The organism is Oikeobacillus pervagus, assembly GCF_030813365.1.
Lineage (GTDB): Bacteria > Bacillota > Bacilli > Bacillales > DSM-23947 > Oikeobacillus > Oikeobacillus pervagus.
Genome location: NZ_JAUSUC010000056.1, coordinates 1 through 14,561, shown reverse-complemented (window position 1 = coordinate 14,561; position 14,561 = coordinate 1). Strand labels below are relative to the sequence as shown.

The 14,561-nt window shown below is 38.3% G+C and carries 15 protein-coding genes; 10 read left to right on the top strand and 5 right to left on the bottom strand.

Features of this window, described 5'->3' with window-relative positions; translation table 11 throughout:
* On the top strand, positions 1–217 hold a 217-nt coding region (locus tag J2S13_RS14815), incomplete at its 5' end, for a hypothetical protein (RefSeq protein ID WP_307258614.1).
* A gap of 408 nt (positions 218–625) precedes the next feature.
* Positions 626–2,473, top strand: a complete 1,848-nt coding sequence (locus tag J2S13_RS14810) for a transglycosylase domain-containing protein (protein ID WP_307258613.1) — start codon at positions 626–628, stop codon at positions 2,471–2,473.
* 889 nt (positions 2,474–3,362) lie between these two features.
* On the opposite strand, the gene J2S13_RS14805 is transcribed toward J2S13_RS14810, so the two are convergent.
* Positions 3,363–3,926: a DUF5366 family protein gene (locus J2S13_RS14805; RefSeq protein ID WP_307258612.1), complete on the bottom strand. Its 564-nt coding sequence runs from the start codon at positions 3,924–3,926 to the stop codon at positions 3,363–3,365.
* Between the two features lie 99 nt (positions 3,927–4,025).
* A complete protein-coding gene (locus tag J2S13_RS14800) occupies positions 4,026–4,235 on the bottom strand; it encodes a hypothetical protein (RefSeq protein ID WP_307258611.1) in 210 nt (69 codons plus the stop codon).
* A 456-nt stretch (positions 4,236–4,691) separates the two neighbouring features.
* Here J2S13_RS14800 and J2S13_RS14795 point away from each other — a divergent pair, with 456 nt between their 5' ends.
* From J2S13_RS14795 to mnhG, 7 genes are read left to right on the top strand one after another with little or no spacing between them, the layout of a single operon-like run.
* Positions 4,692–7,097, top strand: a complete 2,406-nt coding sequence (locus J2S13_RS14795; protein ID WP_307258610.1) for a Na+/H+ antiporter subunit A — start codon at positions 4,692–4,694, stop codon at positions 7,095–7,097.
* Positions 7,094–7,516, top strand: coding sequence for a Na(+)/H(+) antiporter subunit B (locus tag J2S13_RS14790; RefSeq protein ID WP_307258609.1), 423 nt, complete (start codon positions 7,094–7,096; stop codon positions 7,514–7,516). The genes J2S13_RS14795 and J2S13_RS14790 overlap by 4 nt, the downstream gene beginning before the upstream one ends.
* Positions 7,516–7,857 (top strand): Na(+)/H(+) antiporter subunit C, encoded by a 342-nt coding sequence (locus J2S13_RS14785; RefSeq protein ID WP_307258608.1) that lies wholly within the window; start codon positions 7,516–7,518, stop codon positions 7,855–7,857. The genes J2S13_RS14790 and J2S13_RS14785 overlap by 1 nt, the downstream gene beginning before the upstream one ends.
* The gene (locus J2S13_RS14780) at positions 7,850–9,331 is read left to right on the top strand and encodes a Na+/H+ antiporter subunit D (protein ID WP_307258607.1); all 1,482 of its coding nucleotides are present in this window, start codon (positions 7,850–7,852) and stop codon (positions 9,329–9,331) included. The genes J2S13_RS14785 and J2S13_RS14780 overlap by 8 nt, the downstream gene beginning before the upstream one ends.
* Before the next feature lie 6 nt (positions 9,332–9,337).
* Positions 9,338–9,820: a Na+/H+ antiporter subunit E gene (locus tag J2S13_RS14775; protein WP_307258606.1), complete on the top strand. Its 483-nt coding sequence runs from the start codon at positions 9,338–9,340 to the stop codon at positions 9,818–9,820.
* Positions 9,814–10,098 (top strand): Na(+)/H(+) antiporter subunit F1, encoded by a 285-nt coding sequence (locus J2S13_RS14770; RefSeq protein ID WP_307258605.1) that lies wholly within the window; start codon positions 9,814–9,816, stop codon positions 10,096–10,098. Before J2S13_RS14775 ends, J2S13_RS14770 begins: the two co-directional genes overlap by 7 nt.
* Complete coding sequence (mnhG, locus tag J2S13_RS14765) at positions 10,082–10,444, top strand: monovalent cation/H(+) antiporter subunit G (protein ID WP_307258604.1); 363 nt, start codon at positions 10,082–10,084, stop codon at positions 10,442–10,444. Before J2S13_RS14770 ends, mnhG begins: the two co-directional genes overlap by 17 nt.
* Before the next feature lie 167 nt (positions 10,445–10,611).
* Here the strand turns inward: mnhG and J2S13_RS14760 are convergent, their stop codons facing one another.
* A complete protein-coding gene (locus J2S13_RS14760; protein ID WP_307258603.1) occupies positions 10,612–11,016 on the bottom strand; it encodes a hotdog fold thioesterase in 405 nt (134 codons plus the stop codon).
* 189 nt (positions 11,017–11,205) lie between these two features.
* Here J2S13_RS14760 and J2S13_RS17045 point away from each other — a divergent pair, with 189 nt between their 5' ends.
* Positions 11,206–11,589, top strand: coding sequence for a YuzC family spore coat inner layer protein (locus tag J2S13_RS17045; RefSeq protein ID WP_503128657.1), 384 nt, complete (start codon positions 11,206–11,208; stop codon positions 11,587–11,589).
* A 967-nt stretch (positions 11,590–12,556) separates the two neighbouring features.
* On the opposite strand, the gene J2S13_RS14750 is transcribed toward J2S13_RS17045, so the two are convergent.
* Both J2S13_RS14750 and J2S13_RS14745 read right to left on the bottom strand, forming a co-directional pair.
* Positions 12,557–12,766, bottom strand: coding sequence for a hypothetical protein (locus J2S13_RS14750; protein WP_370874046.1), 210 nt, complete (start codon positions 12,764–12,766; stop codon positions 12,557–12,559).
* Positions 12,767–12,861: 95 nt separating this feature from the next.
* The gene (locus J2S13_RS14745; protein ID WP_307258601.1) at positions 12,862–14,178 is read right to left on the bottom strand and encodes a Na+/H+ antiporter family protein; all 1,317 of its coding nucleotides are present in this window, start codon (positions 14,176–14,178) and stop codon (positions 12,862–12,864) included.
* Positions 14,179–14,561 lie beyond the last annotated feature (383 nt).

The window sequence follows — 14,561 nt, the reverse complement described above, 5'->3', positions numbered from 1 at the left end:
TCGTTATAACCTTAGCAGAAATGGATTCTTTTTTCATCTAATAAGTGAAAAAGAGAATTCCACTGAAAAGCCGGTAAGTCAGCATTTCAGTGGAACTTTGTATTTGTCGGTGAATAATCTAGGATATCATGATTTTTCCATTCCATTAAAATCATTTTCCGGTAAAATGGAAAAGCTTCGTCCATTAACACTCCTATTTCCCTATAAAACAAAATGATACTTTCGATTAAAGCAAACATGATACAATTTATAGGTATTTTTTCTAAGAAGAAAACAAAAAAAGACAAGATCTTCCTATTTTCTATGCAACTACTACTTTATTCTTCCCTCCCTTTGCATTATGATGGTGAGGAAAGATTTATTTCTGTCATTTTTCCTTCAATCAAGTAATATAATTCAACCGCGAATATAAAATGCGGAGGCGACTGCTTTAGCTCCGACAAGCAAATGGCCAGCCTGGACGTGGCGCTCTTATCACAGAAAGGATGAACTTTAAACTTGGGTAGCTAGAAGCTGAAAATGGATGAATAATAGCGTAGGCGTCTGTATAAAGGTGACAAGCGACAAATTAATATGTAAAAAAATGGATGGTGCCTGGCACCCTTCAGAAAAGGCGGGTATGTGAATGAGGACTATTTTTGGTTATTTTTTAATTATTTTATTACTTCCTTTAACCATTTTTATTTTTTACTTTGCCAACGCGGAATCTCAAAAAGTACAAAGCTTTGATAAAGTACTAGAAGAAAAGATTAATATTAAAGAAGTTAAACTCCCGCAAGCAAGTAAAATGGTAGACCAAGATGGCAATACTTTTTTAGAATACTTTCAACCCAATAGAATTGTCTTAAAAGAAGAAGATATTCCCTCCTTTATAAAAGAGGTATTTCTGCAATCTGAAGACCAACATTTTTATGAGCATGTAGGGATTGATGCTGCAGCTGTACTGCGTGCACTTATGATTAATTCACAAGCCGATGGAATTGAGCAAGGTGCCAGTACCATCACCCAACAATTGGCTCGTAATTTATACTTATCGTTTGATAAAACGTATATTAGAAAAATTTCAGAAGTATTGTATGCCTATGAATTAGAGAAAAAGCTTTCTAAAGATGAAATATTAAACCTTTATCTTAACGCTATTTACTTTCAAAATGGTGTTTACGGGGTTGAGGCAGCCTCACAATTTTATTTCCAAAAAAATGTAAAGGAATTATCAAAGGCACAAATGGCTTTTATCGCAGCGATTCCTAATAACCCAACTTTATACGATCCAATTCGTCATTTCGAAAATACGAAAAAACGCCAAGAACATTTAATCGATTTAATGGCTAAAAGGGAATTTTTAACGCACCAAGAAGCAGTTGATGCCAAGAATGAACAAATTAAATTAAACATTCGTCAAAGAGTGGATAATTTTGCAAATTACTCCGTTTATGCTGAAGATGAAATGAAAAGACTTATTGCTACAAAAGAAGGATTCACAGAGAAATTACAGAAAACTACTGACACAAATCAAAAAGCACAAATATCAAAAGAACTTTCTGAACGTGTAGAAGAAGTGTTATCTTCTGGTGTTATTATCCATACAAACCTAAACCCAGCTTTACAAAGAAAAGCAGAAAATGCTGTAAGCAACGTGCTAGCATGGTCCGGAAGTGTGGAAGGATCAGCGACAGTAGTTGATAATCAGTCCAGAGAGATCAGCGCGATTGTTGGTGGAAAGGACTTTCATAAGACTGATTTCCACCGGGCATTCCAATCATTTAGACATCCTGGTTCATCGATCAAACCGTTATTAGATTATGGACCTTATATTGATAAATATCAACCATCCATCTATAGCACAGTGAATGCCAATGGGTATTGTTTAGGAAATTGGTGCCCGAAAAACTATAGTGGAAAAGAATACGGAATGGTCACACTAAAAACTGCCCTAGCAAATTCGTATAATACTCCTGCTGTTCGATTATTAATGAAAACAGGTATTCAAGATGCTTTTGCCTATCTTGACAAATTCGAATTCGAAAGAGTCGGTGAAAAGGAAAAGGTACCCGCCGCTTCATTAGGGGCTATACCAGTTAACACTCTTGAAATGGCCGGGGCTTACACTTCGTTTATTGATGGAACCTATGTACCGCCACGTGCTATTGAAAAAGTGACAGATCTGAACGGGGAAGTATTATACGAATGGGATGAAAAACCTATTCGAGTATGGTCTTCCTTAACGACTTCCAAAATGCGCGAGTTACTAGCCGCCGTTGTACAAAGCGGAACAGGAAGAAAGGCGAACCTTGCAGCCGCATATGTCGGAGGTAAAACAGGTACAAGTAACAACGCAAAAGATCTCTGGTTTGCTGGTTTAACTGACCGCTATACTGCCGCCGTTTGGGTCGGAAAAGATAAAGGATCCGGCATTACTTACCTTGAAAGATCACAACCCAATATCATGATTTGGCGTAGAATTATGCAATGATTATCCATCTTTCTTAATTTTATAGTCACATAAACAGCCAAAAGAAGACTGCCACAGTTGCAGTCTTCTTTTTTCATTATTTGGTAAGATGTAGGTGGATTGTGGATAAAATTAACTTGTGAAATTTATCAAGAGGAGATGGAGGAAAAGCCTGGGCCCATAAAATACGTGACGTTCAGTCGAGTGGTGCATATATCTTCTGAAGTTGCGCATATATTCGCGGGAAATAGGCATATATTTGGGGAAATGAGCAATTCCTCTTCATACTAGCGCATATCCGCTTGGGAAATGAGCATATCGACTTGGGAAATGGGCAAAACCCTGGGATCGTCCCCGCTTCCTTATGAGTCAGTGGCGTTCAGTCGAGTGGTGCATATATCTTCTGAAGTTGTGCATATATTCGCGGAAAATAGGCATATATTTTGGGAAATGGGCAATTCCTCTTCATACTGGCGCATATCTGCTTGGGAAATGAGCATATCGACTTGGGAAATGGGCAAAACCCTGGGATCGTCCCCGCTTCCTTATGAGTCAGTGACGTTCAGTCGAGTGGTGCATATATCTTCTGAAGTTGCGCATATATTCGCGGGAAATAGGCATATATTTTGGGAAATGGGCAATTCCTCTTCGTACTGGCGCATATCCTCTTGGGAAATGAGCATATCGACTTGGGAAATGGGCAATTATCATTCTTCCTCGCGCTTGCTCACATTTTCACAATCGTTCTCTCTTTCCCTCTCTTTCCCTCTCTTTCCCTCTCTTTCCCTCTCTTTCCCTCTCTTTCCCTCTCTTTCCCTCTCTTTCCCTCTCTTTCCCTCTCTTTCTCTCTCTTTCCCTCAAAACGCCAAAAAAGACCGGGGGCTCCCCGGTCTTTCTTTCTCTTAATCTCTTACACTGGCAATCCGCTCATTAGACTATTATAAATCTTTGCAACTATGAAAATGATAAGGACGATTAATAGGACCCAAACGATGATTTCAAAGCAGATGATTCCGATTAATCCTGGGGTTGTGAAGGAAGAGCTTGTTTTGTATACAAAGTATGCAAAGTATGAAAGTGTAGTAAGTACAAATATAATGGCGATTCCTATGGCGGATGCGATACTGAGTAAAGAAATCAATGATCCAACAAAATAGATCAAGGTGCCCATACGTGCTGCCTTTATGATTTCTCCTTCTGTATCTTTGGAGAAAAATAAGAAGGAAAGCTGATTAATTGTATCGGCGACGAGTTTTAGTGCTGAAAAAATCATAAAAAATACAAGCATTAATCCAAGGATCATCGTTAGTTTCATTTCTGTCTCTGTAAAAAATTCTAGCATTCCATTGTATAGGCCGATTTTCTTAAAAATCCCTAGTAGAAAACTTTGAAAGTAGACAGATAAGGATAAACTAAATAGTAAAATAGAAATAAAGGGTAAATATCCAGTGAAATAAATATTTTTGATTTTCATTTAGAACTCTCCTGTCTTTTACATCCATATTAATTATGCAAGAGCAATAGTTCGTTGACAAGAGATTTTTTTATTTTGGGAAATATAAACCATTTTCGTCTATATTTGTATGTCTTCGATTCGGATATATTGTCTTGGTTGGAATGGTATAGCATGATCTTCTTGGTCTATTAATAGGTCTGTTGAAAGGGGTTGGATCTCTAGGTTGATTTCCGTTTCAAATTTTTGTCCAAAATAACTGTCAAACCACCAAGCTCCTACAAATAAAATAATAAATATTGTCACACATGTCACTATTTTCGCTTTCACATCGATCACCACCTAAAAATAGTGTGGTGAAAAAAATATTTTTTATGCGGAATATGCTCTTTTTTCCCCTGTTCCTTCATATTTATTACTTTTTTTGAATCCCTCCTTCCCCTGTCCTCTTCTCCCATGCAACATCTTGTAATTTGCGTTATAATGCATTTGAGGTTTTATTCATTTTTCGGAGAGATAGAAGCACGGATTGTTTACGGTATGAAGGGGAAACTTTCAGTAGAGGTTATGTTCGCTTTTCGGAAAGAATGATTAGTTTTCAAAAAACATTCTGCTTTCAATCCATTTTCCTATGAGCGCTAACAATAAAGTTGCATGGACGACGATTTACCTAATCCTCAACAGTGTCAACTACCAATATTTTCATGCTACTATCTACTTACCTGAGGAGGATTGTTGTATTTCATTGTTTATCTTTTTTTAATCAATCATTAGGGGGGATATTCTTTGTCTTTATTACATTTGGCCATCTTTTCTCCTTTCTTAGCGGCTGTGGTTGTTCCTTTATTATATAAAGCTTTCCGCAAGATTCATACAGGATGGTTTGTTCTAATTTTACCAATAGTGCTCTTCGCCTATTTTCTGCAATTTCTCCCGATCACCCAAAATAATGAAACCATTAAGAAATCGATTGATTGGATTCCTTCATTAGGAATTGAATTAACCGCTTACATAGATGGGTTGAGTTTGCTTTTTTCATTATTGATTACTGGAATCGGTGCATTAGTTGTTTTGTACTCTATTTACTACCTTTCAAAGGAAAAAGAGAGCTTACATAATTTTTATGTTTATTTATTAATGTTTATGGGCGCGATGCTCGGGGTTGTTCTTTCCGATAATTTAATTTCTCTCTATATGTTTTGGGAGTTAACATCGATTTCTTCCTTTTTATTAATTGGTTATTGGTATCATAAGGAGCGTTCTCGGTATGGAGCGCAAAAGTCCATGCTTATTACTGTTTTTGGAGGACTTTCCATGCTTGGGGGCTTTTTATTGCTTTCTTTAATGGGAGACACCTTCAGTATTCGGGAATTAATTGGACAAGTGGATCAAATAAAAGATCATTCACTATTTATTCCGGCGATGCTATTAATTTTATTAGGAGCTTTTACAAAATCTGCTCAGTTCCCATTTTACATTTGGCTTCCTGATGCAATGGAAGCACCTACTCCTGTCAGTGCTTATCTTCATTCAGCTACCATGGTAAAAGCAGGAATTTATTTAGTTGCTAGGTTAAGTCCTATTTTTGCCTTCTCAGGTGTTTGGATGTGGGTAGTTGGTGTTGTCGGAATCTTTACGCTCTTCTGGGGTTCTTTTAATGCGGTGAAACAAACCGATTTAAAAGGGATTCTTGCGTTTTCAACTGTCAGTCAGCTTGGGTTGATTATGTCGCTTCTTGGGGTTGGAGCAGCTGCTCTTCATTATGATTATTTAGATGATAATTATTTTGTCATTGCCACTTTAGCCGCTGTCTTTCACTTAATCAACCATGCAACATTTAAAGGTAGTCTATTTATGATGGTGGGGATCGTCGACCATGAAACAGGAACTCGTGATATTCGTAAGCTTGGCGGACTGATGAGTGTGATGCCTATTACGTTTACGATTGCCGTTATTGGCAGCTTTTCAATGGCTGGACTTCCTCCGTTTAACGGATTCTTAAGTAAAGAGATGTTCTTTACAGGAATGGTATCGGTTCTGAATATGGATATTTTCCATTTAGAAACTTGGGGCATTCTCTTCCCGGTTCTTGCATGGATCGGAAGTGTTTTTACTTTCCTATACAGTATGATTCTCGTATTTAAAACATTTACCGGAAAATTGAAAGTAGATCAATTAGAAAAGAAACCACATGAAGCACCATTGGGTATGTTGATTTCCCCACTTATTCTTGCTTCATTAGTTGTAATATTTGGTTTCTTCCCCAATATTTTATCTTATACGATTATTGAACCAGCGGTCGCTTCGATTTTACCGTCATTGCTTTCGCCTGGTGAAGCCTTTACTGTTCATATTTCCGCCTGGCACGGCTTCACACCAGAGTTATTTATGACGTTAAGTTTAATTGCAGTTGGGATCGTTCTTTATCTAACTCTTTCAAAATGGACTAAAATTTATGATTTAATGCCTGATCGTCTCACATTGAATCATTTTTATGATCGTGGAATGGTTCTTTCTGAAAGAGGATCTAATCGTTTAACCAACACCTATATGACTGGGTTTATTCGAACTTACTTAGTCTATATTTTTATTTTCTTTATTGGCATCTTATCGTACACACTTGTTTACAAAGATGCATTTAAAATGGACACTAGTAATTTAGCTCCGATTGGCGTCTATGAAATCATCTTAGCGTTCTTAATTGTCGCTGGCTCTGTCACGATCTTAGTGGCAAAATCACGACTTACTTCAATTATTTCTTTAGGTGCGGTTGGATATACGGTATCACTATTCTTTGTTATTTTCCGTGCACCAGATTTGGCGCTAACGCAATTAGTCATTGAAACAGTTTCCGTTGCGCTATTTTTACTTTGCTTTTACCATCTGCCGCAAATTAGTCGTAAAGAAGAGCGTATGGGATTCAAATTGGAAAATGCCCTAATTTCAATCGGAGTCGGTGCAGTTATTTCACTTATTGCGATATCTGCTCACAGTAACAAGCTTTTCAGCTCAATCTCGCAATATTACATTGAAAATACGTATGACAAAGCAGGCGGAAAAAATATGGTCAACGTCATTCTCGTAGACTTCCGTGGTTTTGATACGTTATTTGAAATTTGTGTATTATCCATCGCTGCTTTAGGAATTTACGGAATGATTAAACTTCGCTTGACAAGGAGGAAAGAAGGATGAAAACAAATGATTTAATTTTACAAACGACAGCTAAAGTCATCTTCTTTATCATCATTCTCTTTTCTCTCCATATCTTTTTTGCTGGACATTATAATCCTGGGGGAGGATTTATCGGAGGATTAATGACTTCCGGTGCGATTGTATTATTACTTCTCGCTTTCGACTTAAAAACGGTTGCGACGATTTTTACTTTTGATTTTAAAATTTTGATCGCTATTGGTTTATTATTTGCTGCGGGAACAGCAACGGGAGCGTTATTCTTTAATGCCCCATTATTAACACATGCATTTGAATACTTTCATTTGCCATTGTTAGGGAAAACTTCTTTACATACAGCTGTTTTATTTGATACAGGTGTGTACTTAGTCGTCATTGGTGTCACAATGACCATTATTCAAACGATTGGGGAGAGTGAATAATGGAATTTTTAATGGCAATCATCATTGGTATTTTATTTGCCAGTGCAGTCTATTTAATGCTGTCAAAAAGCTTGTTACGGATTATTATTGGGACAGGCCTTCTAAGTCACGGTGCTCATTTATTGATTTTATCTATGGGCGGTTTGAAAAAAGGAACGGTTCCGCTACTCGGCGAGAATGCCAAAGCCTATGTGGATCCGTTGCCACAAGCTTTAATCTTAACAGCAATCGTGATTAGCTTCGGGGTTACTGCCTTCTTTCTTGTTTTAGCCTACAGGGCCTACCAAGAATTAGGAACAGACAATGTCGAGGAAATGAGAGGAAACGAAGGAAATGATTAATTTATTGATTTTACCCATTTTAATCCCCTTATTGACAGCGATTTTATTAATTTTTATCGGAAAATTTGTCGTCCTTCAAAGAATCGTTGCTTTAGTATCAACACTAGCAACACTTATCGCCAGTATCGTTTTGTTGTTTACCGTTAAAAATGAAGGGATTCAAACGTTAAATCTGAGTAATTGGACGGCTCCGTTTGGGATTACACTCGTATCAGATATGTTATCAGTCCTTCTTGTAACGACGACAAGCTTGATTACTCTTTGTGTCGTCATCTATTCGATTCGTTCCATTGGCGTGGAAAGAGAACGTTACTACTATTATTCTGTTATGCAATTTATGTTAGTAGGGGTGAACGGCGCCTTTACGACTGGTGACATTTTCAACTTATTCGTCTTTTTCGAAGTGATGTTAATGTCCTCCTACGTCTTAATTGTCATAGGAGGTACGAAAATTCAGCTAAGAGAAACGATTAAATATATACTCGTTAACGTGATTTCATCGGCTATTTTCGTGATCACAGTCGCTTATTTATACTCTGTTGTAGGTACTCTAAATATGGCGGATATTTCAAGAAGAATTGCTGAAATAAACCAGCCGGCCATTTTGACTGTCGTTGCCGTCTTGTTTTTGATCGTATTTGGTCTAAAAGGGGCCATCTTTCCGTTATACTTTTGGTTACCGGGTTCTTATTACGCTCCTCCAACACCGATTCTCGCCTTATTTGGGTCGTTGTTAACAAAAGTAGGAATCTATTCGATTTTAAGAACGTATACCCTATTCTTTTATCATGACACAGGTTATACACATCAGTTACTTGGGATTTTAGCGATCATCACAATTATCGCAGGGGTCATTGGTGCGATTGCCTACTGGGATGTTAAAAAAATTATTATTTACAATATTATTATTGCGGTCGGTGTGATAGCATTTGGTATTTCTGTCATGACAGAAGAATCTTTAAAAGGTTCCGTTTTTTATTTAATTCATGACATGATCATCAAAGCCGCTCTCTTCCTCCTCATTGGAGTTATGATCAAAATTACGGGGACAAGTGATTTACGGAAGATGGGTGGTTTGATTAAAAAATATCCATTACTAGGATGGACGTTTTTAGTTGCCGCTTTCGCATTAGCAGGGATCCCTCCGTTAAGCGGATTTATCGGAAAATTGTTAATCGTAAGAGGAAGCTTTGCTGCAGAAGAATATGTCGGGGCACTCGTTGTCTTAATGTCAAGCTTACTCGTTCTTTATTCAGTCATAAAAATTTTCATCCATGGCTTTTGGGGAACTCCAAAGGATTTCAAAAATGAAGATCGACAGCCTGTCCATTTCTTATGGTTTCCAAGTGCGATCTTAGTGTTAGCTGCAGTATTTTACGGTGTTGGCGCTGAATACATGAACACATTGATCTCGCAAGCGACTGATGTGTTAGTGGATCCGACAATTTATATCGATGCAGTATTAAAGGAGTAATGTGTTATGGCGTTTCAAATATTATTAAATTTCTTTTTAGCCTTTCTATGGATGTTCTTGCAAGTATCTTTTGATGCAACTACTTTTATCGTCGGGTATATCCTTGGATTAGTCATTGTATATGCCATGCGCCGTTTCTTTCACTCGAGATTTTATCTGTACCGTGTGTTTGCTGTGATAAAATTAACCCTTATTTTTTTGAGAGAGTTAGTTTTATCCAATCTTTCGGTATTAAAAGTGATATTAAAACCAAAGCTTGACATGCAGCCGGGAATTTTCGCTTTGCCAACCGAGTTAGAAAGTGAATGGGAAATTACATTATTAGCTAATTTGATCACTCTCACCCCGGGAACACTCGTGTTGGATGTTTCTCCTGACAACAAAGTATTGTACGTTCATGCGATGGATGTCCCGGATGTAGAGGATGCAATTGAAGGCATTAAAAACTCATTTGAGAAGGCCATCATGGAGGTGAGCAGATCATGCTAATCACAATCATAAAAATCGCCCTTGTATGTGTAGCTATCGCAATGGTAGGTCTCATTTATCGGGTGATTAAGGGGCCTACCGTTCCAGACAGAGTAATTGCCCTAGATGCGATTGGAATTAATTTAATCGCCATTGTCGCGCTCGTATCCATGTTGCTCAAAACTTCAGCCTTCCTTGAGGTCATATTACTCTTGGGAATCTTATCCTTTATCGGGACGACTGGATTTGCGAAATTTCTAGAGAAGGGAGAGATCATCGAACGTGAACGGGATAACTGAATTTTTCATCGCTCTATTTCTCATATTAGGCGCCTTTCTCAGTCTCGTCACTGCATTTGGTTTGATTCGTCTCCCTGATGTATATACGAGAAACCACGCGGCTTCCAAAAGTGCTACTTTGGGAATCATGTGTACTTTATTAGCTACTTTTTTATACTTTCATCTATATGAAGGACATTTTAATTCTCGACTCATTCTTGGGATTGCCTTCATTTTTATTACATCACCAGTTGCAGGACATCTCATTAGTCGGGCCGCTTATAATAGCGGAGTCAAAATGTGGGATAAAAGTGTGCGGGATGATTTAAAAAAAGCACGTAGTAAACAAAAGGCACAAGAAAAATAGAATGTTTTTAATGTGGGGGACTGTCCAGAAAGTCGTATTTTCCGTATTTTCGACTTTTGGATGCCCCTCTTCATGTTTTGAAACCTTGATATAACAACATTCTTGGTTATTATATTTTTGGGAATTTCCACTTTTCGGACAGCCCCTTTGTTTTTCAGCGAAAATGACTATTTTTCCTTTGATTTCTTTGGAACAACCGCCATCGTACATCTGGAGATACAGATTAAATTTTCCTCTTCGTCTTTCATTCGAATATCCCAAACCATCGTTGTTTTTCCTTGATGAACGACCTCAGCTGTTGCGGTCACGATCCCCTCTCTTTTAGATTTAATATGGTTCGCATTGATTTCCAAACCAAAGCATATTTCTTTCTCTAGATCGATGAGATGGGCTGTGCCGATGCTTGCCGCTGTTTCCGCTAAAGCAACCGATGCACCCCCATGTAAAAATCCAAGTGGTTGATATGTGCGCTCATCCACAGGCATCGTCATCACCACTTTCCCTTTCGAAATTTCTACAAATTCCATTCCAAGCAATCCAATTAATGTTTCCTCAGGCTTTTTTGTCTCCATTTTTTTCTCCTCCATAAAAAGTCATTCCCTTTCCTTTTCGATTCTTATATTCAAAAATCCTCTTTCCTTTTCCATTTTTTGAGTTGTTTTTCCGTCAAAAATACGATCACTAGAAAAAGAATAAATCAAATCGTTAAGACATAGATTTTTCATAACGAGAAATTCACAAAACGAAAGGGTACGATTTATATGTATATAACAAGGTATTTTAGCCCTACAAATGTTTCACCCTACTACCCTACTTATCCCCTCTTCCCTTACTATTCAGGAATACGACAATATCCAGCCGTAAATCCCAACCAGTTCATCCAATCTGCTCAAAAATCATTAATCCTACTAAATGAGGTAAAAATTTTTTTGAATAAAGTGTCAAAGGATAAAAATTATGCTAAACAACTAATGAATGCAGCCCAACAATCCAAAACAGAGCAGGTGAAACAACTCGTCAAAAATAGCGGAGTCACCCAAGCGCCAACCATCTATTATACCCCAGGTGGATTGCATTTAAACTTTGCATCACAAGATCAAACAGCCGAATGCTGTCATCTTATCGTGGAATTAAGGTGGAGATAGTGAGGCATGGGGCTATGCTCGTGGGCAGTGACAGGAAAACTAGCACATGAGGTTAGTGCAAATATTTTTGGGAAATAAGTGGCTGCGAGTAGGGCTATTGTAAGTGGATGGGGCGCAATGATCAGTGATGTTGTACAATGAACAGTGGGTGGGTGCAATGATCAGTGATGTTGCACAATGAACAGTGGGTGGGTGCAATGATCAGTGATGTTGCACAATGAACAGTGGGTGGGGTGCATATATTTTGGGAAATGTGCATATCCCCATAGAACTAGTGCAAATAGCTTCTGGAGTAGCGCATATCCGATTGGGAAATATGCATATGTCGGTGGGAAATATGCAAAAGACCGGGGAACCTGACCCTCCCTGTTTAGGACCAGAGAGGCCGAACGAGTGGGCCATGATCAATGGGTGGGGCGCATATATTTTCGGGAAATACTCATATATTTTGGGAAATGTGCATATCCCCGTAGAACTAGTGCAAATAGCTTCTGGAGTTGCGCATATCCGATTGGGAAATATGCATATGTCGGTGGGAAATATGCAAAAGACCGGGAACCTGACCCTCCCTGTTTAGGACCAGAGAGGCCGAACGAGTGGGCCATGATCGATGGGTGGGGTGCAATGAACAGTGGGTGGGGCGCATATATTTTCGGGAAATACGCATATATTTTGGGAAATGTGCATATCTCCATAGAACTAGTGCAAATAGCTTCTGGAGTAGCGCATATCTGATTGGGAAATATGCATATGTCAGTGGGAAATACGCAAATCTTTTCACCCAGCATGATGCATAAACTATCAGAGGGATCCCAAACATCTACTCTGGTCATCCGCTAGCTCAGGAGCCCTCTTACAAACGAAATGTTAGCCCCCTCTATTATCTCCCCCCAAAAAAAGCAACCCATTTACTGAATTCGCTTAAACAAGCTTCATCAAGTAAACGGGTTGCTGACTATTCAGGTCATTACCAGTAATAGGGATATCCCCATGGTCCTCCTGGTCCCCCTGGGTATCCTCCATAAGGTGGATATCCATATCCACAACCAAACCCATAGCAAAATGGTGGCCTTGGGCGAACGATTGCACTACCAAGTAGACCTCCAAGAAATCCCCCTACAAACGGACCACCAAAGAAGAATCTTTGACCTGGGTAAGGTCTATTTCTCATCATCATTAGAGTACCTCCTCTTTTATAGAAAATGCCTACATTACTGTATATGCATTTTTCCCAAAAAAGGATGGGCTATTGATACAGATTTGATTTTCCAACTACAAGACCATACTTGCAATCCAGCCAAAAATGATGAGTGGAATATTATAATGCAAGAAAGTTGGAACACAGGAATCCCAAATATGATTATGCTGACCATCTACATTTAATCCGGCTGTTGGTCCTAATGTACTGTCTGATGCTGGGGATCCCGCATCACCAAGTGCAGCCGCTGTGCCCACTAAAGCAATCGTTGCCATTGGACTAAATCCTAATTCCAAAGATAATGGGACAAAGATGGTCGCAATAATAGGAATTGTAGAAAAAGAAGACCCAATTCCCATTGTCACAAGTAATCCAACAATTAACATGATAAGTGCGCCAACGGTTTGGTTTCCACCAATCGCATTGGCCGCTTGATGAACTAATTCCTCAACATCCCCGGTTTTTTTCAATACATTCGCAAATCCAGCTGCTGCAATCATGACGAAACCGATAAACGCCATCATCTTCATTCCATCTGTTAATAATTCATCTGCTTCATTGCGTCTAATCGACCCTGTTACATATAGTACAGCAATTCCAGCTAAAGCCCCAAACACCATGGACTCCGTTACAATTTGAACTGCTAAAGCTGCAACGATGGCAATGAATGAGAAAATAACGGTTAAAGAAGTATACTCTGCTTTGTTAGAATTCGTGACAGAGTCTTTAACATCCCGATATTCACGCGGTTTCCGATAAACGAAAAGTGAAATGACAAGCCCTACAACCATTCCAAGACAAGGAATCAGCATCGCTTTTGTAATATCACCCATTTGAATTTTCAGCCCACTATCTGCCATATTGGTCGCTAATATTTCATGGAAAATTTGGCCAAATCCTAATGGGAGAAGAATATAAGGAGTTGTTAATCCAAATGTTAAAACCGTTGCGATTAAACGACGGTCCACTTTCAATTCATTTAATACTTGTAAAATTGGTGGAATTAATAATGGAATAAAAGCAATATGGATCGGTATTAAATTTTGGGAAAAACAAGCCATTAAAAAAATTAGTAGAATAATAAATACTTTAGAATAGTTTTTCGCCTTTGAATGTTGGCTATTTCCTACCATTTTTAAAATAAAATCAACTAGTATATTGGGAAGGCCTGTACGAGAGATTCCAACAGCAAATCCTCCTAGTAAAGCGTAACTTAATGCAACATTAGCTCCACCGCCGACTCCTTCAGTGAATGCGGCAATCGTTGAGTCGACACCCAACCCACCGACTAATCCACCAAGAAGAGCCCCCGTGATTAAAGCAAAAACAACGTTGACACGGAATAAGCTAAGAATGAGCATAATGAGAACAGCTATGACAACAGCATTCATACAAATTTCCTCATTTCCTTTAGTTTGTTAAATTGGTAGAGAACTAAAACAATGATTAAAAGATAACAAACTAACTACAGACTTGTCAATTATATTATTAATTGTTTCTCTTTTCTGTTAATTTCTATGGAAACTTTATAATATACGTAGATTCAAGTGAAGATATTTGACTATTTCCCATTCTCTTTTGATCATTTCCCATGAGGATTTGCACCTCTCTCCGGCTTTTTTGCACTTGTTCTTTGCTTATTTGAACATTTCCCTCCATATTTGACTATTTCCCCCGTCTTTTTGCACTACTTCTCGTGGATCTACTTTTCTCCTGTTCCTTCTTTTACACCTTTCTTGATTTGACTATTTCCCATTCTCTTTTGATCATTTCC

What these genes read in the sequence shown, in the direction of transcription:
- J2S13_RS14785 (WP_307258608.1), top strand. Translation starts at nt 7,516, where the DNA reads ATGGAATTTTTAATGGCAATCATCATTGGTATTTTATTTGCCAGTGCA.
- J2S13_RS14760 (WP_307258603.1), bottom strand. Translation starts at nt 11,016, where the DNA reads ATGGAGACAAAAAAGCCTGAGGAAACATTAATTGGATTGCTTGGAATG.
- J2S13_RS14780 (WP_307258607.1), top strand. Translation starts at nt 7,850, where the DNA reads ATGATTAATTTATTGATTTTACCCATTTTAATCCCCTTATTGACAGCG.
- J2S13_RS14790 (WP_307258609.1), top strand. Translation starts at nt 7,094, where the DNA reads ATGAAAACAAATGATTTAATTTTACAAACGACAGCTAAAGTCATCTTC.
- J2S13_RS14750 (WP_370874046.1), bottom strand. Translation starts at nt 12,766, where the DNA reads ATGATGATGAGAAATAGACCTTACCCAGGTCAAAGATTCTTCTTTGGT.
- J2S13_RS14805 (WP_307258612.1), bottom strand. Translation starts at nt 3,926, where the DNA reads ATGAAAATCAAAAATATTTATTTCACTGGATATTTACCCTTTATTTCT.
- J2S13_RS14770 (WP_307258605.1), top strand. Translation starts at nt 9,814, where the DNA reads ATGCTAATCACAATCATAAAAATCGCCCTTGTATGTGTAGCTATCGCA.
- J2S13_RS17045 (WP_503128657.1), top strand. Translation starts at nt 11,206, where the DNA reads ATGTATATAACAAGGTATTTTAGCCCTACAAATGTTTCACCCTACTAC.
- J2S13_RS14810 (WP_307258613.1), top strand. Translation starts at nt 626, where the DNA reads ATGAGGACTATTTTTGGTTATTTTTTAATTATTTTATTACTTCCTTTA.
- J2S13_RS14775 (WP_307258606.1), top strand. Translation starts at nt 9,338, where the DNA reads ATGGCGTTTCAAATATTATTAAATTTCTTTTTAGCCTTTCTATGGATG.
- J2S13_RS14745 (WP_307258601.1), bottom strand. Translation starts at nt 14,178, where the DNA reads ATGAATGCTGTTGTCATAGCTGTTCTCATTATGCTCATTCTTAGCTTA.